This window comes from Bacillus sp. JAS24-2 (assembly GCF_008274905.1).
Classification (GTDB): Bacteria; Bacillota; Bacilli; order Bacillales; family Bacillaceae_G; genus Bacillus_A; species Bacillus_A cereus.
In genome coordinates this window covers 4,130,484-4,153,774 of record NZ_CP031068.1, presented here as the reverse complement: position 1 = coordinate 4,153,774, position 23,291 = coordinate 4,130,484, and the positions used below count along the sequence as shown (strand labels likewise).

Below are 23,291 nucleotides of genomic sequence, written 5' to 3'. Positions count from 1 at the left end.
GCTAATAATCAGTGGGGATGAACAAAATCTCTACTGATTAAGGCTTCACTTTATTTCACTTCTAAATTAACAGTTAAATTAGAGGTATTGCCAGCTGCATCAGTTGCTACAATGTGAATAGTATTTTTTTCTTCGTGTAATTGAGTGCGATCGAAATAAATGTCATAGCTTTTCTCCCAAGGGTTCAGGAATGCCTGTTCCCATACACCATTTCCGTTAATTTCATATTGCATTCTCACTGGAATACCAGGTGCTATCCAACCAGATTCTGACATCCAATCTAGTAGAATATCATCAACTTTTCCTCTAATTACGAGATTTTCTTGGTCAACTTCGTGTGTTAACTTAGGTGCAGTTCGATCAAGAAATACAGCAGCTGTTTGTTTTGTTTCTCCACCAGAATTAGAAGCAACTGCTTCGATTTGATATAGCCCGTCAGCTAAAGGAGTGCCATCTGCTTTTGTACCATTCCATTTGAAAGGTTTGCATCCAGGAGTTGCATTTTTAGCTTGATGGATAATCCCTTGATACGTTACACGTTCTTTTGTAACTAAATTTGCATGTAATGTTACATCATCCACAGGCGCAACTAAATAGTAGTTGATGAGATTATCATCTAGTACGTGGTCGCCATTTGGGCTAAAAGTAGAATTAATAATTTCAAGTCCATCGATACGTTTATAATCTTTAGGATCGATACTAAATGTGAATGGAATTCGAATTTCTTCTTTTGCCCTTGTTCTTTTACATATACATTTCCAGTATACACACCTTGTGGTAGTGAGCTATCTACCGTGATAGTAAATGGTTTTTCGGTACTACTATTCGGTTGTATGCTAATCGATGAAGGGACAGAAGCTTTTACTTTTGTTTTTGTGTTGGCATCTAGTAATTCCACACGAGTTGAAAAACTTTTCTTTTTACTAGAAAGGTTTTGTAATGTAACATTTTGCGTCAGTTTTACTTTTCCGCTATTTGGCTTAATAAGACCAAAGCTGACATTGTTAGGTTTTACTAATACATTTGTTTGAGCTGCTTTCGGAATGTTAATTAAACCAGATCCTTGTGCCATAACAGGGTATGTATTTTCATTGACATCATGTAATGTTTTTGCATTGTTAGCAAGAGCCGCTTTCAATTGTTCTGTCGTCCAATCCGGATGCATTTGACGCAAGAGGGCAACCGCTCCAGCTACTTGCGGAGCAGCCATACTTGTTCCGTTATGCGATTCATAGCCGCCTCGCGGTACTGTACTAGTAATTTGTACTCCAGGTGCAACAACATCAGGCTTTATTAGCCAACTTCCTTGTGATGGTCCTCTTGAACTAAAGTTACCGATAAGTTCTGTTTGCTTTGGTTGTCCAATTTTTATATTTTTCTTTCGTTTTGTGATTAAAGTTTTTAATTCTTCCCCATTTGTATTTGATAATTGCATTACTGGGATAGCCAGATGTTCACGTGAAAAATATTCCGGCATCATATTAATTTCTTTTTCGTTAGAGATTAATAACACACCAAGTGCCCCAGCTTGCTTCGCTTGTTCTGCTTTTACTAATGTACTAGAAGTACCTTGTAAAATAAGTGCGAATTTCCCTTTCACATCTTGTTTTGCATAATCACTTGGATTGCCATAACCAACATATACAAGAGGGGAATCATTTCCTATTGGAAAATCGGATTTTGATAACGGTAACCCTTGATATGTTTTGCTGGAACCAGCTACTTGGAATGTTGGAAACGGGATAGAAACCGTAGATGCTCCAACAGAAATGACACTACTTGCGTTACCGGGAGCATCAACAGACCAAGGTTTTGGTCCGTCATTTCCATTTGAAACGACAGTAGTAACACCAAGTTTCGCTGCTCGTTCTAACGTTAATGTTACAGGCTGATCAGGTACATTTAAATCTTGCCCAAGGGAGAGGTTTAACATATCCGCACCATCTTGAATCGCTCGCTCAATCCCTTGGATAATATCATCTGTTGTACCAGTTCCACCGTCATTCATTACACGATAGGCTAGAATAGAAGCGTTTGGAGCAACGCCTTTAATTTTTCCATTACCCGCAATAATTCCAGCTACATGAGTACCATGTACGTTACCATCCATTGGATCGCTATCTTCATCAACCGTGTCATATCCACCGATATAATTTGCCTTTAAGTCAGGGTGTGTATAGTCTACGCCAGAGTCGATAATGGCTACTTTCATGCCTTTTCCATCAAGCGGTTTGCCAGATGGATCTTTTAAATTCCACGCTTCAGGTGCACCAATTGTCGGTCCACCGATATTTGGTGCTTCTTCGTTAGTAGTACTTTTTGATGTTTCATGCAATTTATATGTTAAGTTCGGATAGACTGCTTTTACTTCAGGTAAAGAGGCAAGAGAGGTAATTTGATCTCCAGGAACTGAAATAGAGAATCCGGAAAATAACGTATTATACACTTCTTTAATTTTTGCACCAGGTGCTTTTTCTTTTATTTTCTTGGTCGTATCTTCTTGTGCTTTTTTTAGCTCAGCATGATAAGACTGAGCATTACTATGTTGTAAATCTGGAGCATGCTGAATATTACTTTGAGCAGCGAGAGGTGCATGTTGCAATTCTACAATTACTGATATTTCTTTTGTTGTTTTCGTTTCAACATTTTGAGCAATTTTATGTTCTCCCCACTGTTCAATCGTTGTTTTTAATTGTGGACTAAATTGCTTCTCCTTTTGTAGTGATTCAGCATGAGCGCTTAAAGCTCCAAAACTAGAAAAGACAAGCGCCATGCTTAATAGTGTAGATGTAGTTTTTTTCATTGATACTCCCCCTAATAAAAAGTGCCAATATTCAGAAACGAAATCTTGCATTTTAGTTATAACTTATAAATATAAATGTTGGCGAAACTATACTTTCGACATAATTCATACCAATCCTCTATGAATTGAAAATTTCTTGGGAAATTTTTTCTGATTATGTCGAATCGATATTTTTCACATATTGTAGGAAGAAAGTGAGGAATGCTATGAGGGAAATGGAGTGATGGTATGAAAAGGCTAATAGTAAGTGGTAGTGTAGTGTTGTTTATGTTTTTGTGTTCTATCACTATTACTAGCGCAGAAAATAATAGTGTGAAAGTTGCTTTTATTCGTCATCATAACCTTTGGATTAAAGTTGAGGGGAAAGAAAAACAACTTACAAAAGGAGAGAACATAACAGGGCCAAAGTGGTCACATGATGGAGAATGGCTGGCATATGTAAAAGGGAAGAAACAAAATATTCTTGAGTTATATCGGCTGAAAGATGGAAAGAAAGTTACGCCGTTTCACTCAGAAGCATCGAATTATCAATGGTCACCAACAGAAAATATAATTGCATTTATATTTACAGGTACATTAAATACATTTGATGTAGAAAAAAAGAATGCAGATTTTGAAAATGTATCGGCTGGTGTAGGGGATTATGCATGGTACCCCGATGGAAAGAACTTTCTTGTATCCTCTGAAGCGCACTTACTTCCAACAGGATGGACAGGGGCTCAGCTATATGAAGTGCAAAAAGATGCACATATGAATCCTCACAAAATGAAGCATTTGTATGCATTGCCAAATGAACATGATGATTTCCTAGCGCTAGTAGCAAGTGGCTTTAAGTGGTCACCAGATCAAAAGTGGATTTCATTTTTAGCAGTACCGACAGCTTCATGGTCAGCTGATAGTAATACGCTTTGCTTAGTTCGTGCAGATGGCAGTCGGTTTGAAAAAGTAGATCAAATGTTACTAAACGCACAATGGTTTCAATGGGCACCATCAAAAAATATATTAGCTTATATTGAAGGGAGCGGAAGAGTTGCATTAGAAAATAAGCATTTAAAAGTAAAGGAATTGCCAGCACTTCAGCAGAACATATTTACGCCGAAAGGATATGTTGATTGGGATTTTGTATGGAAGAACGATAGAATAATTATCGTTTCACGAGCAAAGGAGGCAGGGATAGAAACTCCACCAGAAAAAAGGCCACTACCATCTTTGTATGAGGTCGATAGTACAAGTAATGCACAGCATCAAATCACAAAGAAAAAGAACAAGCAAGGGGATTACCACCCGATCTTCATGAAGAAGAGTAATCAATTAATTTGGATACGTTCAGACCGTAAGAAAGCGGATGTATGGCTTGCTCATAAAGATGGGAAACAGGAAAAGAAGTGGATTGAAAATATAGATGTACCAGCGTGGTATTATGAGAAATGGAATTGGGAAAATGTCATCTCGGTGAAATAACAATAAAAAACTGCCTAAAAGATCATTTTAGGCAGTTTTTTATTGTTATTTATGCGTTTTATTTGGCTTTTTTTTCGCTGGGTTTCCGTTCCCTTGGCGCTTTCTATTTTGTTCATCTTTTGCTTGTTTTTCATGTAGTGTATCTAAAAATTCATTCGAGTTACTCATTTTTCTATCGCTCCTTTCATTTCGTCCTAATTACTATAACCATTTAGGAGGATAATCATGAGTTAGAAGTTAGGCACTTAATTTTCTTCGATAATGTAAGTAAAATATTCCATACATAACAAATAGCATGAGTAAAACTTGTAACTCTACATTTTCCTTTAAAATAGCTGCGATAGGGTCTGGTAAGTACGGTGATTTATCGTTTGTGCTTAAACCTAACCATTTATTTAAGAGGCTAATGGTACAAAACATAAAAACACCGGACCAGCTTGCCGTAATTGCTTTTTGTTTAATTTTTGTTTCACGTTCATCATCTGTAATCCAGGGATTAGCAGTTTGATCACTACTAAAGAAGCCGTTTATATATCCCCATACAATCATTCCAATAAAGACAATTATCCATTTCATATATGTAATTCTCCTTTCGGTGTAAAAAGTATTTTACATGTAATATTGTAATATTTTACAAAGATTAGTGTCAAATGTTTTTTACATATCGGTTTTTATACAGCAGGAATAAAGAATGCAATAGGGAAGAAATATGTGTGAGGATTTTATAGTAAGAGGAGGCTGAATATGAAAATCGTTTTTGTTCGGCATGGTGAAGGTGAACATACAACGGATTTACCAGAAAGTTTACAAGTGTTTGACCCACCATTGACGAGAGTAGGAAAGGCTCAAGCTAAATTACTTCAACGTGATATATCATTACAAGAAGCGGATATATTAATTGTTAGTCCTACACTTAGAACTTTGCAAACGGCGACAATATGGAGTGCGAAAGTTGCTTGTCAAAAACTAGTCCATCCATATGTATCCCCACGTATTTTTCCTTATCGAGAAGGAGCGAAAACATTACCGTGCGATTATATAGTAGATCAGGGAATGATAACAAAGTTATTTCCGCATTTTTCGATAGAGAAAAGCTCAAATAATCAGTTATGGAAGGAAGGTATAAACACTATTTCAGAGAATAGTTTTCAGCAAATAGTAGATGAATTTCTTCTTTGGTGTTATGAACTGGGTGCTGAAAGAATTTGCATTGTATCTCACGATGGAACAATTACAGCATATAGGCAATATTTACAGAAAGTCGTTTTAACTAGATCAGATTTTTTGAAAGAAACGGGCATATATGAAATGGATTTATCCCATAAAATTCTGATTGATAAGGGCTGATTATAGGATGGGGGTTGTATGTTGAATATTGCATTAGTAGTTGGTTTTAATTCGGATTTAGAAGCGCAATCAATTCGAGCATCTCTTGAATATTTTGGTGCAAGGGTTGTGACATATTGGATTGGTAGACCGAAAGATTTTGTGGAAGTTCTTTCTGGAAAGAACTTATTTAACAATATTAATTATATTATTTTTTGCTTTCATGGTGAAGAAGGGAAGTTTGTCATGGAAGAGTTAGGCGAAGAAGTATATGAACAAGATGAACCGAGAGGGTATTTTGGTACAGAAGAAATTTATAAATATGCAAAATTGCATAATACACATATTGTAAATAGCGGGTGTACGTTAGGGGAGCAAAATCTAGCAAAATCTTTTTTACATAGTGGTGCGAAATCATATATTGGATCGATTGATTATGTAGATGGAAATGCAGCACTTATGTTTACTATACGCTTATTTTATGGGGTTATTAACCATGGGAAAACGTTAGAAGAAGCGTTACAAGAAGCGAGTTTAATTGATGAGGAGACACATACATTTCGATTCTATAATTAGTGTGAAACACGTTTATTCTATATTCGAATAAACGTGTTTCACATTTAACTCACATTTTTTTTACATTTTTTTCAATGAAAATGGTTATCACTTGTGGTATGATATGTTCAAGTTTTTACAGGTAATAAAAGTTACTATATAAACGTTAGTTTTTAATGTTTCATACGCATGTCACAGATTATTCATAATTAACGTTTGAAAAATAAGTAACTAATGTTATTATATTATCTGTAACTAACTTAATTACAACTTTAGGAGGAAGATATGGTTATTCAATTTTTAAGAGAAAACAAAGCAGTTTCTTTTGCATTAGCAGTAATTCGAGTATATCTTGGTTACACATGGTTAATGGCTGGAATCGGTAAACTACAAGGAAAAGGATTCGATGCAACAGGTTATTTGCAAGGGGCAATTGAAAAATCTAAAGGTGCACAACCGGCTGTTCAATCTTGGTGGGCATCATTCTTACAAGAATTTGCAATTCCAAATGTAGATTTGTTTAATACACTTGTAACATGGGGAGAAATTTTAGTCGGAATTGGTTTAATTGTAGGCTGTTTAACAAAAACAGCGGTCTTTTTTGGTCTTGTAATGAACTTTTCCTATATGTTTAGTGGGTCAATTGGTGTGAACCCTGAGATGGTTATCTTATCTATGTTTGTTCTTGTTTCCGGTATGAACGCTGGGAAATTTGGAATGGATGGCTTCGTTATCCCGAAAGTATTAGGATCAAAAACTCCAAAACGCCAAAAGCAAGCTGCTTAATATATGAAAACGGGTATCTCATTTTGAGATACCCGTTTATGTTATTTTTCAACTTTAATCGGATTGTTCTTAAAGAAATCTTTTACATACCCGACAAATTCTTGTGGTTCTTGGCGAAATGGTGCATGATAACCTTTTTCAATAATATGTAAAGTGCTATTTTTTAAGAATTGATGATACGTTTCTCCTTCTTTCCAGGAAACGCTACTATCATTTCTGCCCCATATAATTAAAGTTGGCTGTTTTATTTCATTTGCATTAATTTTAAGACGTCTAGGCCATAATTTCATTTTATTATAATGCTCTTCATCATTACGTTTGAATTTCACTTTGCTTTCATCATAATCTGTAATAGAAGAAACGGCATTTAAATCAGTCGACAATTGTGGTTTTGGTGAGCCTTGTTTATTAACGAATGTATGAGGGCCACCTGTAGCATCAGTTAAAATAAGGTGAGTAACTGCTTCAGGATATAAATATGTTAAATTTAGAGAAATTTCTCCCCCCATGGAATGCCCCAGTATTGCGAATGAATCATACCCTAGTTTTTTCATTAATTTATAATACAAATTTGCATGAGTTGGAAAAGAATAATAAAAATCCATTGGCTTAGATGAGCGCCCGAATCCTAAAGCATCTACAGAAATAATTGTATGATCTTTTGCTAAATCGGAGTAAATCTTTTGAAAACCATCTGATGATCCTCCAAAGCCATGAATCATAAGTAAAGGTGGTTTTTCATTACCAATCTTTTTAAAGTAAATGGTTTGACCATCTATTTCTACCATTTTTTCCTCGGTAGCTAGTTTCGCTGTAATTGTATTTTTAACTTGTTTTACTTGTTCTACTGGCTTTTCTGCTGCACTACATCCTACTAATAGTGTAAGAGTAAGACAACCTACCATAAAATAGCTAAATCGCTTCAATTAGGTGTCTCCTTTCTAACATAACGCTGTATCTATCATAGCAAATAGCATATTACGATTTCCAGGAAGTTGGCTACCATTTTTTATCATAAGAGGTGAAAGGAGCATTTCTTGGAAATTTTCTGTTTGAAGAAATTGACGAAATGTAAATTGTGAGTGTGGAACATCAATTCGTACTATACCATTCCAACATTCACATATCTTTTTTAATAATTGGATAGCATCTTCTTCTTGCTTGGCGATAAGTGGATTGATACATAATATATTGCCCTTTTGTATGCATAATGAAAAAGCTTCTATACAGTTATTTCTTTCAATTTTAAAAGAGTGTACGGCCCTTGGTAATAGCAAAGAGTAAAGTAGAGAACGATTCATACCAGTTGCAATTTGATCCAGAGAAGTAAGAAATATAAGGTCTTCTTCTTGTACTTGTTGTAAGTGAGAAGGGTACGTCTTAATAGTTTGCTTTTCAAAACGATGAATCGTTGTTGCTGTTTGAAATCCGCATGATGTGTATAGAGGTTCGCCAGCTTTTGTCGCAATAAGTGCAATGGGTTGTTTTGGATGAATTTGTTCCAAGCAATGATTTAGCAACATGCGCCCTATTCCGCGTCCTTGAAAATTAGGGTGAACGATTAACATACCAATGGAAGCGAAGTTACTTGTAAAGGGAAATACTCCTCCAGTCGCAATGAGTTTGTTTTCATGAATGTAACCTACAAGTGTGCCGATAGAAAGATACATTTCGAATTGTTTTTTCATAAAAATTTCATCGTGTAACCATCCAACAGATTTGCAAAGATTAAGTAATTCAAAAATAAAAGATTCATTTAGCTTTACTATTTTCATAAAGGCTCACCGCATTTCTATTTATTTTCATAAACATAGAGTCAAAATGTAAAAAAAGAGATTTACGTTAAATGAAATCCAACTTGTTTATATTTAAATTGTAAAGGGCGGAATGATTGATACAAAAAGACAAACTTATACAAATTATAACTGATATTTACATAAGTTAACAAAAAATTTACATACAGCTAATTTTCTCTTAATAGTCTTCCATTAAATTTGATAGTGGGAAATGAATAACCTAATTAGGGGGACAAGACAGTGAAAAAGTTTGTGAAAAAAGCATGGCCATTTGCAGTTGTGGCATCATTAGCAGTTACTTCGGTAGCAACATGGAATTTTACTCGTTCTAGTGAGGTTAATGCAGATGAGAACGGAAGCAATGCAAAGATTAAAAATGTTATCGTATTAATTGGGGATGGTATGGGTCCTTCATATATGACGGCTCACCGTTATATGAAAGATAATCCCAAAACCTTTGAAATGGAATCTACAGAATTTGATAAGCATCTTGTAGGAACACAAAAAACATACCCAGAAGATGAACATGAAAATATTACAGACTCTGCATCGGCAGCAACAGCTATGTCAGCAGGAATTAAAACATATAATGCTGCAATTGCAGTTGATAATGATAAAGCGGAAGTGAAAACAGTTCTTGAGCAAGCGAAAGAAAAAGGGAAATCAACGGGACTCGTTGCAACTTCTGAAATTACACATGCAACACCAGCTGCTTTCGGTGCGCATGACATTAGCCGTAAAAATATGGACGCAATTGCAAATGATTATTTTGATGAGAAAATTAAAGGGAAGCATAAGGTAGATGTTATGCTTGGCGGCGGCGTAAAGAACTTTGTTAGAAAAGATCGTAATCTTACAGAAGAGTTTAAGAAATCTGGTTATAGCTATGTAACGGATCGAGATCAATTGTTAAATGATAAAAATGATCAAATTCTTGGTTTATTTGCACCAGGTGGATTAGATAAAATGATTGACCGCAATGAGAAAACACCTTCATTAGAAGAAATGACTAATGCAGCAATTGAGCGTTTGAACAAAAATAAAAATGGTTTCTTCTTAATGGTGGAAGGAAGTCAAATCGACTGGGCTGGACATGATAATGATATTGTTGGTGCAATGAGTGAAATGGAAGACTTCGAAAAAGCTTTCAAAGCAGCGATTGAGTTTGCGAAAAAAGATAAAAATACGTTAGTTGTTGCAACGGCAGATCACGCTACTGGTGGCTTATCTTTAGGTGCCAATGGCGAGTATAACTTTAAAGTAGATCCAATTAAAGCTGCAAAACGCACACCAGACTTTATGGCAAATGAGATTGCAAAAGGTGCAAATGTAGAAGAAACATTGAAAAAGTATATTGATTTACAATTAACTCCAGAAGAAATTCAAGCTGTAAATGATATAGCTCCGTCAAAAGATGTAACAAAGATTGATAATGCAATTGAAGATATTTTCAATAAGCGCTCGGTTACAGGCTGGACAACAGGTGGACATACAGGGGAAGATGTGAACGTGTATGCATTTGGTCCAGGTAAATACTTGTTCTCTGGCGTTCAAGAGAATACAAATATAGCGAAACGTGTCTTTGATATTGTTGGTGGCGGTGATCCGAATAAAGGAAGACGCTAATTAAGAGCGAAAGTGAGGCGAACTGCCTCGCTTTTCTTTTTAGGAGTTGGAAATATGAAAAAAATATTTGCGAAATTAAGATTCCTTCTAGCATTTGTAGTATTACTAGTTGGATGTCAACAAGAAGAGAATAATGTAGCACAAAAATCTACTACTAAAAAAACTGAGGAAAAGGTACAAATAACAAAAGAAGAAGAGAAATCTATTCAAGATGTTATTCATACATTTGTGCGAACGACCAATGAAAAAAATCTTGCAGAACATATGGAGTTATTTTCAAAGAAGATGCCTAGTGCTGAAGACTTAAAAACACAAAAAGAAGCCGCATTTCAAAAGGGAAATAAGAAAATTGAATTGGAACATATAGATATGAAAGTTAGTAAAGTAGGGTATGTTATTGTTGAAACGAAAGAAAAGGAAGTAGACGACAGTATTACTCTTCAAAAGAAAGTACAGTATGCCCTTGGAAAAGAAGAGGATAAATGGAAGATTGAAGAGGTTCGAACAATAGAGAAAAAATAACGTGAAACTTTAATAAGTGTGGAGTCGTACTTCCCAAAAATGATAGAAAAAAGGTTCTCATTGGCGAGAACCTTTTTTTATAGTGGTAGCATAATTTGATTTGAACATGCCTCAATATCATCAATATCTTGACGAATTGTGGCCATTTTATTATCCAGATCTTCAGCTTTCATTGCTGCATCATGTAGTTCATCTTTTAAATACTCCGGTATTTTCCCTTCATATTTATAATAAAGTTTGTGTTCTAAACTTGCCCAAAAGTCCATTGCCAGTGTACGTAACTGAATTTCTGCAAATACATCTTTTGTACCAGAATTTAGTGATAAAGGGTATTTAATGATCATGTGTAAACTTTTATATCCGTTTCGTTTTGGGTTAGCGATATAATCTTTTACTTCTATGACTTCCATATCTTCGCGTTTTTGAATGACTTCTTTCAAATGATAGATATCTTCTACGAAGCAACATGTAATACGAATACCAATAATATCTTGTAAATGTGTTTGAGCATTTTCAACTGTTGGTAATAAGCTTTTGCGCTCTAGTTTTTTAATAATACTTTCAGGTTGTTTTAGTCTTGTTTTTATATGTTCAAACGGGTTGTAATCCTCTAGAAATTGAGCTTCCCGGTTCATAATTTCAAATTTAGTTTTTAACTCTTCTAAAGCAAATGTATATGGTAATACAAAAGCTTTCCAGTAGTTAACTGTTGATTGATTATATTCCATTTATATACACACCTTTTCCTATTTGCAAGTGAGGTCGTTATTATACTAAATACCAAATCATATAAGCGCAAGCAGCAAATGATGAGATCATAAAGCGATATTTAGTTTTCATACTTTCAACTCCTTTCGAGTAAGATTTTATATAAATAAACGTGATTGTTAATAAGTTCACTATGTACAGTTTCTATAGTAATAGATTCGTGTGAATTTCGTATGAACTAATTGTTTCAGCTTTTTGTCTTTTTTGCTGTTAATCATAATTATTATTCGGATTTAAAGTGTTTTTATTTGATTTATCTATTTGTATAAATTAATGTATATTTAAATTTACAGTTATCGAGGAGGATATATGGTGAACTTTGAAGAATTAGCAATTGCTAGACGTTCTGCAATGAAATTTATACAAGGTATAGAAATCCCTGATGAGGATTTTAAAAAAATATTTGAGTTAACTAAGCTTTCTCCATCTTGCTATAATTTGCAGCACACACATTATGTTGTAATTCGTGATCAAGAGCGAAAAGAAAGATTAAAAGAATTAGCTTTCGGTCAATATAAAGTATCGAGTGCATCAGCGGTAGTGCTCGTTTGTGGTGATAAAAAAGCATACCAAAATGTTGAAAATATTTACTTCGGTATGAAAGTTTTAAAAATGATTGATGAATGTGAATATGAAGATACAATTAGGCAAACGAAAGGTTTATATGAAGGAAAAGGAGAGCGTTTCATGGAGGATGAAGCGATTAGAAATGCTTCGTTAAGCGCGATGACTTTTATGTACGCAGCTAAATATTATGGCTATGATACATGTCCAATGATTGGTTTCGATGAAAAAGCAGTACAAAGTGAATTAAATATGCCGGAGCATATAGTACCTGTTTTAATGATTACGATAGGAAAAAGTGATACGACTAAAACTCGCCCACGAGGATATCGAAAGCCGATTAGTGAGTTTGTTACATACGAATCGTTTTAATAAAGTGAAACTTTTAATCAGTGGGGGTCTTACTGCCCGTTAATGCGGGAGAAAATTTATTTAACTATAAAAACAAGGGGATTCTAAATGGAATCTTCTTGTTTTTGCAATTGACAAATGGAATGAAGTTTTATAATATATAAATCGTAATCATTACGTTTTAGTTGCGATTTTTGAAAGAAAGGAGAATTAAATATGCGTGTAAATATTACATTAGCTTGTACGGAGTGCGGTGATCGTAATTACATTTCTAAAAAAAATAAACGAAACAATCCAGAACGCATCGAATTAAAAAAATATTGTCCACGATTAAAGCGAGTAACGTTACATCGTGAAACGAAGTAGAAGACTAGAGATATCTCTAGTCTTTTTTTATAGTTCTTTGGTTTTGTTTGTTATAATTACCTTAAATTGTAATAAAGGGAGCGGTATGATGAATCAAAAAGATAAAGAAAGAAAAGAGCAAGTGGCTCATATTATTAATATTCCAGATGAATATAGTCTTGTTGTAGATGATCAAGAAGGGGTTGATGACCCGTATCATTTATTGTGGTGGGCACATAAAGATGATGAGGAGAAACAGATACAAATTACATTAAATAGACATACTGGTAATTTAATTGAATTTAAGATAGATGATGAAAATTCTTTTTCAAGTGGCAAGGAAGCGATAGAGGAGAAGAAGGCAAGAGAGATTGCAAATGCGTTCTTGAAAAAATATACAAAAGAAGGATATGAATTCTATACATATGTAACGGTTAAGGACGACAGGCGCGGTTGGAAAGAAGTAAATTATATGCAAGAAGTGAATAGCTATCCATTGCCGAATACAGGGTGCGTTGTGCGAGTGCACTCTTCAGGTAATGTTGTGCATTTTCATTACAATGGACAAAAAGCTATAGAGAAAAAACCGTTATGGCCAAGTGAAATTGTTGAGGAGAATATCGTTTTAGAAAATTTGAAAGCTAGACAAGATATGAGACTTGTATTTATAGATTTAACATACTCTTCATGTGAGTATGAAAACGGGGAAGAAGTAAAAGGGTACCATCTTGTATATGAACCAGAGCCTAGTCATGCGTTTATTGATGCAAGTACAGGTAAAGATTTATTTGGACCAGATCATTATAAATTGCCTTCGGCTGTAGCTGTTGAAAAATCGAAAAAAGGTAACGAACGAGGTGAAGTATTCGAATTATTTGACTGGAATAAAGAAGGTTTTACAAAAGTAGATGAGACAGAAAATGATGATGAAATAAGGATGAAATTTGTTCCGAAAGAGGAATTACAAAAACAGAAAGAAGAAAAGAATCCATATTTAATGAATGAATTCTTTAAAAAGCATTTACCGATGTTGAAATATAATAATTTAGTTAGCGTTAAAATTGATAAATTAACCAATGAATTAACTGGTTTTATAAAACTGACAGATGATAAAGAAGTAAAGCAAATACTGTCTAGAGAGGAATGTTTACAAAAAGCACTTCAATTTTTAGAACGAGTTATTCCAGATATCACACAATATCTGCGTCTTTGGGAGGAACGTGAAGAAGCAGAAGATGGGATTGAAAGATTTATCTTTTCTGTATATATAAATGATATTCCGGCAGAGTATAACCAATTTATGATTAACATCAATGCAGAAAATGGTGCTGTTATGCACTACTCGGGGGAGTCTAGCAACTTTATAAAAGAATTGCTCACATACGAAATAACACCAAAAGTAACTAAAGAAAAAGCGTTAGAAATATACAGAGAGGCTATCCGAGTTAAATTAGAATGGTCTTTAGATCATGATGCAGAGGAAACGAAATACAAACTACTTTACAAACAAACGACAGATGAAAAACATAAAGAACCTTTTGATTGTAGGCGGGAAATTCGTTATATTGATGCCCAAGCGGGGAGAAAGATTTGGAGTAAGTAAAATAAAAAGAGTTATTTTTCAAAGAAAAAATAACTCTTTTTATTTTTATACTTTGCCTGTTCGTTTTTCAAAAGTAAATGTGATAGGAAGATTGGAATAAGAACTATCACTTTTAAATATTACTTTCCATTCTTTAGTATGGGCTTTAATTTCAAAATTAAGAAGATTCATCGCTCTACGTTTATCTATTTCTAAAAACATATTATGAATTTCTGGTTCTTGCTGTAAATTAAGAGCCTTTAGTGTGACTGTAAATGTGAAAAAATTCTGCCCTTCATATACTATTTTTGATATTTTTGTTTTTTGTTTATTTAACAGCACATAAAAACGGTCTGATGGAGTTAATTGTACAGAGTCATCAGTAATTTCATTCTCGCTATTATGAAGTTCAACTAAGTAAGATGTACTATGGGAAGAATCTTTTTTGCTTGTAATCTGTAATTCAGTAGGAATCATCGGTATTTCATAAAAATCATTTCTTATTATGTTGTTGTAATCCTCTGAAAATTTACGAACTTCTTTTGGAAAAGAGTCATCTTGTGTACTTAAAAAAGTTTTGTTTTGATTTGGAATTTTTTTACTAAAATTTAATGTTTCTTTAAAGTAATAATTGGATCCAGTTAAAAATAAACAACTACAGATTAATAAAAAAATTCGATACGGATTTTGAAAGTGAAAGAATAATAGTATACATGTAATAATTCCAATTACATAGAAAATAAAGATAAGTAGTTCTAGTTTTGAGTGAAAGGAGAAACCATAGTTATGAAAAAATTTTATTCCAGTTATAATTTGAGCTCCAAAAAATAAAGAAATTCCAAATTGAAAAAATAATAAATCAGGCCCTCTTTTAATAACAAAAGTAATGAACGAAATGAAAAGTAAAAATACCCCTAAATAAATTGTTACATTTAATAATCGTTCTAATGTAATCATGAATAGTGTCCCCTTTAATAGCATATTCATATATAAATAACAATTTTATTTAATTATAATATAACGATAAAATATTTTAAATGTTAGAAGTGTTGAGTTTTATAAATAAACTGTACAGACACAAACAACCTCACGCCCACATACACATAATAAAGACCACTATTTTGGCGGAGGTGAAAGGTTTGAGTCTATTCGCCGCAATTGGATATATGGTTCGAGAAGTGTTTGTCTTTGTTTCTTATGTGAAGAACAATGCGTTCCCGCAGCCGTTATCATCAGATGATGAGAGAAAGTACTTAGAGTTAATGGAGCAAGGTGATGCTCAAGCGAGAAATCTTTTAATTGAACATAATTTACGGCTTGTAGCTCATATCGTTAAAAAATTTGAGAACACAGGAGAAGATGCAGAAGATTTAATTTCAATTGGTACGATCGGGCTCATTAAAGCGATCGAGAGCTATTCTGCAGGAAAGGGAACGAAGCTTGCGACGTATGCAGCACGCTGTATTGAAAATGAAATTTTGATGCATTTACGTGTACTAAAGAAAACGAAAAAAGATGTTTCACTTCATGATCCGATCGGGCAAGATAAAGAGGGCAATGAAATATCGCTTATTGATATATTAAAATCAGAGTCTGAAGATGTAATTGATATGATTCAGCTTAGTATGGAGTTAGAAAAAATTAAAGAGTATATCGATATTTTAGACGAAAGAGAAAAAGAAGTGATTGTGAAACGTTTTGGACTTGGGCTAGATAAGGAGAAAACACAGCGGGAAATCGCTAAGGCGCTTGGTATTTCTAGAAGCTACGTATCACGGATTGAAAAGCGTGCTTTAATGAAAATGTTCCACGAGTTTGTAAGGGCAGAGAAAGAGAAAAAAGCGAAAGAGTAAAGTGTATTAGAAGCAGCCATATTTAAAATGGGCTGCTTTTTTTATTGTAAATAAGAAAAGAAAACGCGTTATGCTAAGAAGAAATACATGTTCACTGTTGAAAATGACGGATTCTATCTGTAATATTAGAAGGTGCTAAATAATTTAAGAATAATACCATACTTAGTTTTCTGTATATATAATAAGGCTACTTTATATGATATGTGGGAATAAGAACCAATTTTACATATGATATAGAAAGAAAAGAAGGGAAAACTAAAGTTATAGACTGATTAGGGGGTTTCGCAATTTGCGACGTACATTATATCGACTTATGATAGAACTTACAAATGGTCGCTTTACTTCTTATATATTACGTAAATTTGCACAATCTCGTTTGAGCTCTATCATTATTCCATCGTACGCGAAAGTTTTTCAAATTAATCAAGATGAGATGGAAAAGGGTTTGAAGGAATATAGAACATTGCATGAATTATTTACGCGTAAGCTAAAAGAAGGAAAGCGTAGTATTGATACAGATGCATCGAGTATTGTTAGTCCTGTTGATGGTGTTTTTGCAGATCATGGTCCTATTGAGGATACAAAAACATTTGATATAAAAGGAAAGCGCTATTCAATTGTGGATATGCTAGGTAATGAAGAACGTGCAACGCGATATGCAGGCGGTACATATATGGTAATTTATTTGAGTCCAAGTCATTATCATCGCATTCATAGTCCGCTTTCTGGTTCTGTGACTGAAAGATTTGTACTCGGTAGAAAATCATATCCGGTAAATGCAGCTGGTATGGAATACGGGAAAGAACCACTGTCAAAAAATTATCGTTCTGTTACAGAAGTAAGCAGTGATGGCGAGCATATGGCTCTTGTAAAAGTAGGTGCTATGTTTGTTAATAGTATTGAGCTTTTGCATGAGAGAGACACTGTTCAAAAAGGTGAAGAAATGGCATACTTTACATTTGGTTCAACAGTTGTGTTATTGTTTGAAAAAGATATGATAGAAGTAGTGCAGGAATTAAAGAGTGGACAAGAGCTTCGTCTTGGTGAAAAAATAGCTACTCGCTTAGCTCATAAATAAAGAAAAGCTTTTATAACCGTAAGTAAGAGTTATGGGCAAAGATACTTAATGATGAAATCCCCTAGATGGGAGTACTTGTTTATTCGAGAGCCATCGTAGGATGGCTCTTTTTACAGGGCATCTAATAATTTATCCTGTAACTGTTTGATTGGTAAGGGCTGATTAAACTTTCACTTTATATGTAATCAAGATGATTTGACAAGCTTGTCCTCTAATGAGCGTCTAATGATTTCTTGTTTTATAAGTAAAATGAAGTCGGGATTTAATTTTAGTTCTTTTGCTTTATAATAAGACTCAGTGAGTAACTCAGTGGATAACTGTTCCATATGTTTTGTTTTCAAGGTGAGTCACCTCCTAATAATATAAGGATTGATTCGTTGATGCATTTAATGTACCAAAAAAATATGACAGTCACAAACGAGTGGTTATCCACATACCTAGGTGGATAAAGTGTGTATAGTTTGTTAGTAAATTCCAAATTAACTGAAAAATTAATGTGGAAAATGTGTACAATTTTATCCACAGGTTATATATCGAAAAATGTTGTCGAAAAATTTTATGAAAAATCCTCAAAGAGGTGAAAGAAATTGAAACTATTTTTACCAAATGAATATGTGAAAAATGTATATCATGTTCAACCAGAAGATTTAAAAAAACGTGGGATTAAAGGCGTTATTACTGACTTAGATAACACTTTAATTGAATGGGATCGTCCCAATGCAACGCCGCAACTTGAAAAATGGTTCTTGGAAATGAAAGAGCAAGGCATTCAAGTAACGGTCGTTTCAAATAATAATGAGCAACGTGTGAAAGATTTTGCTGATCCATTAGGTATTCCATTTATTCATAGTGCACGTAAACCATTTGTTCGCGCATTTAAGCGTGCGATACAAGAGATGCGTTTGCAGCCAGATGAAGTTGTAGTAATTGGAGATCAGTTACTGACTGACGTGCTTGGTGGAAACCGAGTAGGCCTTCATACAATTTTAGTTGTACCGGTAGCACAAACGGACGGATTAGTAACGCGCTTTAATCGAAAAATTGAACGAAGAATTATGAAAAATATGAAGAAAAAAGGTTTAATTAACTGGGAGGAATAAAGTTTGACTGAAACAATTAAATGTATTGGTTGCGGTGTAGAAATTCAAACAGAAAATAAAAACGAAGTGGGGTATGCTCCTGCCTCATCTTTAGAGAAAGAACAAGTCATTTGTCAACGTTGTTTTCGCTTGAAGCATTACAATGAAATTCAAGATGTATCGTTAACAGATGATGACTTCCTACGCATTTTAAATGGAATTGGAAAATCAGATGCATTAGTAGTCAAAATTGTAGATATTTTTGATTTTAATGGTAGCTGGTTACCTGGCTTACATCGTTTCGTAGGGAATAATAAAGTATTACTTGTTGGAAATAAAGCTGATTTAATTCCAAAGTCAGTAAAACATGATAAAGTAAAACATTGGATGCGCTATAGTGCAAAGCAGCTAGGATTAAAACCAGAAGATGTCTTTTTAATTAGTGCAGCGAAGGGACAAGGAATTGCTGAACTAGCAGATGCTATTGAGTATTATCGCGGCGGCAAAGATGTTTATGTTGTTGGATGTACGAATGTAGGGAAATCGACATTTATTAATCGTATGATTAAAGAATTTAGTGATGAGACTGAAAATGTAATTACAACATCTCATTTCCCAGGAACAACACTGGATTTAATTGATATTCCATTGGACGAAGAGTCTTCTTTATATGATACGCCAGGTATTATTAACCACCACCAAATGGCTCATTATGTTGGAAAGCAAAGCTTAAAGCTTATTACACCAACAAAAGAAATTAAGCCGATGGTATTCCAATTAAATGAAGAACAAACGTTATTCTTTAGTGGATTGGCACGTTTTGATTATGTAAGTGGTGGTCGTCGTGCATTTACTTGTCACTTCTCGAATCGCTTAACAATCCATCGTACAAAGCTTGAGAAAGCAGATGAATTATATAAAAATCATGCCGGGGATTTACTAAGCCCACCAACGCCAGAAGAATTAGCAAATATGCCTGAGCTAGTGAAATACGAATTTAATATTCGTGAACCTAAAACGGATGTTGTATTCTCTGGATTAGGATGGGTTACTGTGAACGAACCAGGAGCAAAAATTGTTGCACACGTACCAAAAGGAGTAAGTGTTTCACTACGTAAATCTTTAATTTAATATGGAGAGGGATTTATGAAACAATTATATGGTGTAATCGGAAATCCAATTGGACATTCATTATCACCCGTTATGCATAATGATGCATTTGAACACTTGAATATGGATGCCCATTATCATGCGTTCCTTGTTGAAGAGGAATTGCTAGGGGAAGCAGTAAGAGGTTTAAAAGCATTAGGTATTTCAGGATTTAATGTAACAACTCCGCACAAGGTTGCTATTATGGAGTATTTGGATGAGATTGACCCATTGGCAAGGAAAATCGGTGCAGTAAATACAGTGGTTCATAAGGATGGAAGATTAATTGGCTATAACACAGACGGGATTGGTTTTGTTCGAGCGCTGCAGTCAATTAGTAATGAACCACTTCAAGGGAAACGTATTTTGTTACTTGGTTCAGGTGGTGCTAGCCGAGCTATTTATTTTTCTCTTGCTGATGTAGGTGTAAAAGATATTGATGTAGCTAATCGTACAGTAAATAAGGCGAAGGAACTTATTGCTGCACGTACGGCCGATGTTAATTCTGTTGCTTTGTCGTTAGAAAAAGCGACAGAAGAACAAGGAAATTATGATATTATCATTCAGACGACAACGATAGGTATGCATCCGCACGTAGAATATACGCCATTACAAATTTGTTCGTTAAAAAAAGGAACGATTGTATCAGATATAATTTATAATCCATTTCAAACGAAAATTTTATGTGAGGCAAAAGAGCAAGGTGCAATCATTCAAAATGGTATTGATATGTTTGTTTATCAAGGAGCACTTGCATTTGAAATGTGGACAGGACGCACGCCAAATATCGAGAGAATGAAACAATTAGTTATAGAAAAGCTTGGAGGCTAACATATATGTTAACAGGAAAACAAAAAAGATTTTTACGTGCACAAGCACATCATTTAACACCAATTTTTCAAGTAGGAAAAGGCGGAGTAAATGAAAATATGATTAAACAAATTGCAGATACTTTAGAAGCTCGTGAGTTATTTAAAGTAAGTGTATTACAAAACTGTGAATTTGATCGCCGTGAGGTTGCGGAAGAACTTGCAAAAGGTGCACGTGCTGAAATCGTTCAAGTAATTGGAAGCACAATCGTTTTATACAAAGAATCAAGAGAAAATAAACAAATTAAGCTTCCTCGATAAAAAGATTAGCATGGGCTATTTTTATCGCTGATGCGTAATGATGTAGAGAGCGAAACCAATTGAACTTTTATTAATAGCAACTCTCTTCATTTCTAACCGAGGAGAGTTGCTGTATATAAAAGGAAGGGGCGTTTCTTTTGAGGAAAATTGGCATCATTGGCGGTACATTTGATCCGCCTCACTATGGACATTTGCTAATTGCAAATGAAGTATATCACGCTTTGAACTTGGAAGAAGTATGGTTCTTGCCAAACCAGATTCCCCCACATAAACAAGGGCGGAATATTACAAGTGTAGAAAGTCGTTTACATATGTTAGAGCTCGCGACTGAGGCAGAAGAACACTTTTCTATTTGTTTAGAAGAGCTAAGTAGGAAGGGCCCATCTTATACGTATGACACTATGTTACAATTGATGAAGAAGTATCCGGATGTGCAGTTTCACTTTATTATTGGTGGGGATATGGTTGAATATTTACCGAAGTGGTATAACATTGAAGCTTTACTTAATCTTGTAACGTTTGTTGGAGTTGCAAGACCTGGGTATACATTGCATACACCATATAAGATTACTACAGTGGAAATTCCGGAATTTGCAGTTTCTTCATCCTTATTACGTGAGAGATATAAAGAGAAGAAAACGTGTAAATATTTACTTCCTGAAAAAGTACAGGTATATATCGAGAGGAATGGGTTGTATGAATCGTGAGAATGCACTGCATATTGTCAAACAACAAATGCATGAAAAACGTTATATACACACAATTGGTGTAATGGAGACAGCGATTGAGCTTGCTAAGTTATACGGTGTGGACGAGAAAAAAGCAGAGATGGCAGCTATATTCCATGATTATGCGAAATGTAGAGCAATTTCAGAAATGGAAGAGATTATTAAACGTGAAGATTTGCCGAAAGATTTACTTTGCTATAACAAAGAGTTATGGCATGCACCTGTTGGGGCATACTTAGTAGAAAAAGAAGTAGGCATTACGGATTCTGAAATTTTGCAAGCTATTACATATCATACAAGTGGTCATGAGAATATGACGATGTTAGATAAAGTGATTTATGTAGCTGATTACATTGAACCTGGGCGAAAGTTTCCAGGAGTGGAAGAGGCTCGTAAACTCGCATATACGGATATAAATCAAGCCCTATTATTTGCGTTAAAGAGAACAATTCAATTTTTAATGGAAAAAGATCAGACGATTTATCCATTAACATTCCAAACATACAATGCAGTTATCAAGGAGGAAATGAGTAAATGAACGATAAAGAATTATTAGTATTAGCGGCAAAAGCAGCTGATGATAAGAGAGCAGAAGATATGGTTGTCCTAAATATGCAAGGTATTTCACCAATTGCAGATTATTTCATTATTTGTCACGGAAATTCAGATAAACAAGTGCAAGCAATTGCACGTGAAATTAAATCAAAAGCACATGAGTTCCAAATCGACGTACAACGTATGGAAGGGTTTGACGAAGCACGTTGGGTATTAGTTGATCTTGGAGATGTAGTTGCTCATGTATTCCATAAAGATGAGCGTAATCACTATAATTTAGAGCGTCTATGGGGCGATGTGCCACGTGAAGATATTACAGAAGAGTTAGGCCAATGAAATACGAACAATTTGCATTGTTGTACGACGAACTAATGAATGATGTCCCTTATGATAAATGGGTGGAATTTACAGAGGGAAGTTTACAGCAGGCAGGTATGAAAGAGGCAAAAATTCTTGATGTAGCATGCGGTACAGGTAATGTAACCCTGCCGCTTGTGCAAAAGGGTTACGATTTAATAGGTGTCGATCTTTCAGAAGAAATGTTAACAGTCGCTCAGCAAAAACTAGGCGGAGAAGGGCATTTTATTCCTTTTTACCAACAAGATATGCGCGAGCTTGATGTTCCGGGTGAGTTTGACTGTGTAACGATTTTTTGTGATTCATTAAATTATGTATTGCAAGAAGATGGAGTACAAGAAACATTTAGAAGAGTATTTCACCATTTACGTCAAGATGGTTTGTTTTTATTTGATGTACACTCTTTATATAAAATACATCATGTATTTCAAAATGAAACGTATACAGTGAATGGAGAAGAAATATCTCTTATTTGGAATTGCTTCCCTGGTGAAGAATCAAATAGTGTAGAGCATGATTTAACATTCTTTGTTCAAGATCCAGAAGAAGATGTGTACCATCGGTTTGACGAATGTCACGTGCAACGTGCATATCAAGTGGAAGAGTTAACGAAATGGCTTGAAGAAGCAGGTTTTACAGTGCTTCGTGTAACAGGTGATTTTGAGCGACTTGAAGTTACAGAACAAACAGAGCGTATTTTCTTCATGACGAAGAAAAACGGATAAAAACAAAAGCAACCGAGAAGGTTGCTTTTGTTTTATAAAGAAGATGTATTTTTAGTTCTAGCATAATCTAAAGATCGTATGCGTAAAGTGTGGGAATAGTAGTTGAAGTGAAAATGTATTGTAAAAAAGTAAGTATTTATAAAAAGGATTTG

26 protein-coding genes and 1 pseudogene are annotated in these 23,291 nt (G+C 34.5%); 19 read left to right on the top strand and 8 right to left on the bottom strand.

Translation table 11 applies throughout. The features are described from left to right. Positions 1 to 50: 50 nt before the first annotated feature. Positions 51 to 2,803, bottom strand: a pseudogene (locus DN407_RS32700) (S8 family serine peptidase). A 228-nt stretch (positions 2,804 to 3,031) separates the two neighbouring features. Here DN407_RS32700 and DN407_RS21565 point away from each other — a divergent pair. Continuing rightward, complete coding sequence (locus tag DN407_RS21565) at positions 3,032 to 4,264, top strand: TolB family protein (RefSeq protein ID WP_149216625.1); 1,233 nt, start codon at positions 3,032 to 3,034, stop codon at positions 4,262 to 4,264. A 45-nt stretch (positions 4,265 to 4,309) separates the two neighbouring features. Here DN407_RS21565 and DN407_RS21560 read toward each other — a convergent pair whose 3' ends face one another. Together DN407_RS21560 and DN407_RS21555 are read right to left on the bottom strand one after the other, a co-directional pair. After that, on the bottom strand, positions 4,310 to 4,432 hold the full coding sequence (locus DN407_RS21560) for a DUF4023 domain-containing protein (protein ID WP_000071866.1): 123 nt from the start codon (positions 4,430 to 4,432) through the stop codon (positions 4,310 to 4,312). Between the two features lie 69 nt (positions 4,433 to 4,501). Further along, complete coding sequence (locus tag DN407_RS21555) at positions 4,502 to 4,840, bottom strand: hypothetical protein (protein ID WP_000871153.1); 339 nt, start codon at positions 4,838 to 4,840, stop codon at positions 4,502 to 4,504. Positions 4,841 to 5,008: 168 nt separating this feature from the next. Between DN407_RS21555 and DN407_RS21550 the strand changes: the two genes are divergently transcribed. From DN407_RS21550 to DN407_RS21540, 3 genes are all read left to right on the top strand, one after another. Next, on the top strand, positions 5,009 to 5,611 hold the full coding sequence (locus DN407_RS21550) for a histidine phosphatase family protein (RefSeq protein WP_000706246.1): 603 nt from the start codon (positions 5,009 to 5,011) through the stop codon (positions 5,609 to 5,611). Between the two features lie 18 nt (positions 5,612 to 5,629). Next, on the top strand, positions 5,630 to 6,166 hold the full coding sequence (locus tag DN407_RS21545; protein ID WP_097856083.1) for a delta-aminolevulinic acid dehydratase: 537 nt from the start codon (positions 5,630 to 5,632) through the stop codon (positions 6,164 to 6,166). A gap of 264 nt (positions 6,167 to 6,430) precedes the next feature. Then, positions 6,431 to 6,931, top strand: a complete 501-nt coding sequence (locus DN407_RS21540; RefSeq protein ID WP_000236592.1) for a DoxX family protein — start codon at positions 6,431 to 6,433, stop codon at positions 6,929 to 6,931. A 41-nt stretch (positions 6,932 to 6,972) separates the two neighbouring features. Here the strand turns inward: DN407_RS21540 and DN407_RS21535 are convergent, their stop codons facing one another. Beyond that, positions 6,973 to 7,857: an alpha/beta fold hydrolase gene (locus DN407_RS21535; protein ID WP_000819810.1), complete on the bottom strand. Its 885-nt coding sequence runs from the start codon at positions 7,855 to 7,857 to the stop codon at positions 6,973 to 6,975. 15 nt (positions 7,858 to 7,872) lie between these two features. Further along, positions 7,873 to 8,706, bottom strand: a complete 834-nt coding sequence (locus tag DN407_RS21530) for a GNAT family N-acetyltransferase (protein ID WP_097856084.1) — start codon at positions 8,704 to 8,706, stop codon at positions 7,873 to 7,875. Between the two features lie 261 nt (positions 8,707 to 8,967). On the opposite strand from DN407_RS21530, the gene DN407_RS21525 reads away from it, so the two are divergent. Both DN407_RS21525 and DN407_RS21520 read left to right on the top strand, forming a co-directional pair. Continuing rightward, positions 8,968 to 10,353: an alkaline phosphatase gene (locus DN407_RS21525; RefSeq protein WP_000714912.1), complete on the top strand. Its 1,386-nt coding sequence runs from the start codon at positions 8,968 to 8,970 to the stop codon at positions 10,351 to 10,353. 54 nt (positions 10,354 to 10,407) lie between these two features. After that, positions 10,408 to 10,875 carry a hypothetical protein gene (locus DN407_RS21520; protein ID WP_000717905.1) on the top strand — a complete coding sequence of 156 codons (468 nt, stop codon included), beginning with the start codon at positions 10,408 to 10,410 and terminating at the stop codon, positions 10,873 to 10,875. A 77-nt stretch (positions 10,876 to 10,952) separates the two neighbouring features. Here the strand turns inward: DN407_RS21520 and DN407_RS21515 are convergent, their stop codons facing one another. Beyond that, a complete protein-coding gene (locus tag DN407_RS21515) occupies positions 10,953 to 11,603 on the bottom strand; it encodes a GTP pyrophosphokinase (RefSeq protein WP_000456230.1) in 651 nt (216 codons plus the stop codon). Between the two features lie 349 nt (positions 11,604 to 11,952). Here DN407_RS21515 and DN407_RS21510 point away from each other — a divergent pair, with 349 nt between their 5' ends. From DN407_RS21510 to DN407_RS21500, 3 genes are all read left to right on the top strand, one after another. Then, complete coding sequence (locus DN407_RS21510; protein ID WP_000245978.1) at positions 11,953 to 12,579, top strand: nitroreductase family protein; 627 nt, start codon at positions 11,953 to 11,955, stop codon at positions 12,577 to 12,579. 195 nt (positions 12,580 to 12,774) lie between these two features. Further along, a complete protein-coding gene (rpmG, locus tag DN407_RS21505; protein ID WP_001265617.1) occupies positions 12,775 to 12,924 on the top strand; it encodes a 50S ribosomal protein L33 in 150 nt (49 codons plus the stop codon). 88 nt (positions 12,925 to 13,012) lie between these two features. Continuing rightward, entirely contained in the window at positions 13,013 to 14,506 is a 1,494-nt protein-coding gene (locus DN407_RS21500; RefSeq protein ID WP_149216624.1) for a YcdB/YcdC domain-containing protein, read from the top strand. Between the two features lie 45 nt (positions 14,507 to 14,551). Here the strand turns inward: DN407_RS21500 and DN407_RS21495 are convergent, their stop codons facing one another. Beyond that, positions 14,552 to 15,472 carry a hypothetical protein gene (locus tag DN407_RS21495; RefSeq protein ID WP_080024551.1) on the bottom strand — a complete coding sequence of 307 codons (921 nt, stop codon included), beginning with the start codon at positions 15,470 to 15,472 and terminating at the stop codon, positions 14,552 to 14,554. 152 nt (positions 15,473 to 15,624) lie between these two features. Between DN407_RS21495 and sigK the strand changes: the two genes are divergently transcribed. Continuing rightward, positions 15,625 to 16,338, top strand: a complete 714-nt coding sequence (gene sigK, locus DN407_RS21490) for an RNA polymerase sporulation sigma factor SigK (RefSeq protein ID WP_000051382.1) — start codon at positions 15,625 to 15,627, stop codon at positions 16,336 to 16,338. Between the two features lie 289 nt (positions 16,339 to 16,627). Next, on the top strand, positions 16,628 to 17,416 hold the full coding sequence (locus tag DN407_RS21485; RefSeq protein WP_001255000.1) for a phosphatidylserine decarboxylase: 789 nt from the start codon (positions 16,628 to 16,630) through the stop codon (positions 17,414 to 17,416). A 185-nt stretch (positions 17,417 to 17,601) separates the two neighbouring features. Here DN407_RS21485 and sda read toward each other — a convergent pair whose 3' ends face one another. Beyond that, a complete protein-coding gene (gene sda, locus DN407_RS21480) occupies positions 17,602 to 17,757 on the bottom strand; it encodes a sporulation histidine kinase inhibitor Sda (protein ID WP_000850094.1) in 156 nt (51 codons plus the stop codon). 246 nt (positions 17,758 to 18,003) lie between these two features. On the opposite strand from sda, the gene DN407_RS21475 reads away from it, so the two are divergent. The 8 genes from DN407_RS21475 (at position 18,004) to DN407_RS21440 (ending at position 23,139) form a co-directional block, all read left to right on the top strand. Next, entirely contained in the window at positions 18,004 to 18,516 is a 513-nt protein-coding gene (locus DN407_RS21475; protein ID WP_000765314.1) for a YqeG family HAD IIIA-type phosphatase, read from the top strand. Positions 18,517 to 18,519: 3 nt separating this feature from the next. Continuing rightward, positions 18,520 to 19,626, top strand: a complete 1,107-nt coding sequence (gene yqeH / locus DN407_RS21470) for a ribosome biogenesis GTPase YqeH (protein WP_000140799.1) — start codon at positions 18,520 to 18,522, stop codon at positions 19,624 to 19,626. A gap of 15 nt (positions 19,627 to 19,641) precedes the next feature. Then, positions 19,642 to 20,475 (top strand): shikimate dehydrogenase, encoded by an 834-nt coding sequence (gene aroE, locus DN407_RS21465; protein WP_000812073.1) that lies wholly within the window; start codon positions 19,642 to 19,644, stop codon positions 20,473 to 20,475. 5 nt (positions 20,476 to 20,480) lie between these two features. Continuing rightward, complete coding sequence (gene yhbY, locus DN407_RS21460) at positions 20,481 to 20,774, top strand: ribosome assembly RNA-binding protein YhbY (RefSeq protein ID WP_000955224.1); 294 nt, start codon at positions 20,481 to 20,483, stop codon at positions 20,772 to 20,774. A 137-nt stretch (positions 20,775 to 20,911) separates the two neighbouring features. Further along, positions 20,912 to 21,481, top strand: a complete 570-nt coding sequence (nadD, locus tag DN407_RS21455) for a nicotinate-nucleotide adenylyltransferase (RefSeq protein ID WP_149216623.1) — start codon at positions 20,912 to 20,914, stop codon at positions 21,479 to 21,481. Continuing rightward, positions 21,471 to 22,040: a bis(5'-nucleosyl)-tetraphosphatase (symmetrical) YqeK gene (yqeK, locus tag DN407_RS21450; protein ID WP_001078477.1), complete on the top strand. Its 570-nt coding sequence runs from the start codon at positions 21,471 to 21,473 to the stop codon at positions 22,038 to 22,040. The genes nadD and yqeK overlap by 11 nt, the downstream gene beginning before the upstream one ends. Next, on the top strand, positions 22,037 to 22,393 hold the full coding sequence (gene rsfS, locus DN407_RS21445; protein ID WP_000998193.1) for a ribosome silencing factor: 357 nt from the start codon (positions 22,037 to 22,039) through the stop codon (positions 22,391 to 22,393). Before yqeK ends, rsfS begins: the two co-directional genes overlap by 4 nt. Beyond that, on the top strand, positions 22,390 to 23,139 hold the full coding sequence (locus tag DN407_RS21440) for a class I SAM-dependent methyltransferase (protein ID WP_149216622.1): 750 nt from the start codon (positions 22,390 to 22,392) through the stop codon (positions 23,137 to 23,139). Before rsfS ends, DN407_RS21440 begins: the two co-directional genes overlap by 4 nt. Positions 23,140 to 23,291 lie beyond the last annotated feature (152 nt).

Coding starts and splice junctions, on each gene's coding strand:
- DN407_RS21545 (WP_097856083.1), top strand. CDS start 5,630: ATGTTGAATATTGCATTAGTAGTTGGTTTTAATTCGGATTTAGAAGCG.
- DN407_RS21560 (WP_000071866.1), bottom strand. CDS start 4,432: ATGAGTAACTCGAATGAATTTTTAGATACACTACATGAAAAACAAGCA.
- DN407_RS21530 (WP_097856084.1), bottom strand. CDS start 8,706: ATGAAAATAGTAAAGCTAAATGAATCTTTTATTTTTGAATTACTTAAT.
- DN407_RS21550 (WP_000706246.1), top strand. CDS start 5,009: ATGAAAATCGTTTTTGTTCGGCATGGTGAAGGTGAACATACAACGGAT.
- yhbY (WP_000955224.1), top strand. CDS start 20,481: ATGTTAACAGGAAAACAAAAAAGATTTTTACGTGCACAAGCACATCAT.
- DN407_RS21540 (WP_000236592.1), top strand. CDS start 6,431: ATGGTTATTCAATTTTTAAGAGAAAACAAAGCAGTTTCTTTTGCATTA.
- DN407_RS21440 (WP_149216622.1), top strand. CDS start 22,390: ATGAAATACGAACAATTTGCATTGTTGTACGACGAACTAATGAATGAT.
- DN407_RS21515 (WP_000456230.1), bottom strand. CDS start 11,603: ATGGAATATAATCAATCAACAGTTAACTACTGGAAAGCTTTTGTATTA.
- aroE (WP_000812073.1), top strand. CDS start 19,642: ATGAAACAATTATATGGTGTAATCGGAAATCCAATTGGACATTCATTA.
- DN407_RS21510 (WP_000245978.1), top strand. CDS start 11,953: ATGGTGAACTTTGAAGAATTAGCAATTGCTAGACGTTCTGCAATGAAA.
- DN407_RS21565 (WP_149216625.1), top strand. CDS start 3,032: ATGAAAAGGCTAATAGTAAGTGGTAGTGTAGTGTTGTTTATGTTTTTG.
- DN407_RS21520 (WP_000717905.1), top strand. CDS start 10,408: ATGAAAAAAATATTTGCGAAATTAAGATTCCTTCTAGCATTTGTAGTA.
- DN407_RS21495 (WP_080024551.1), bottom strand. CDS start 15,472: ATGAATATGCTATTAAAGGGGACACTATTCATGATTACATTAGAACGA.
- yqeK (WP_001078477.1), top strand. CDS start 21,471: ATGAATCGTGAGAATGCACTGCATATTGTCAAACAACAAATGCATGAA.
- rsfS (WP_000998193.1), top strand. CDS start 22,037: ATGAACGATAAAGAATTATTAGTATTAGCGGCAAAAGCAGCTGATGAT.
- DN407_RS21500 (WP_149216624.1), top strand. CDS start 13,013: ATGAATCAAAAAGATAAAGAAAGAAAAGAGCAAGTGGCTCATATTATT.
- rpmG (WP_001265617.1), top strand. CDS start 12,775: ATGCGTGTAAATATTACATTAGCTTGTACGGAGTGCGGTGATCGTAAT.
- DN407_RS21555 (WP_000871153.1), bottom strand. CDS start 4,840: ATGAAATGGATAATTGTCTTTATTGGAATGATTGTATGGGGATATATA.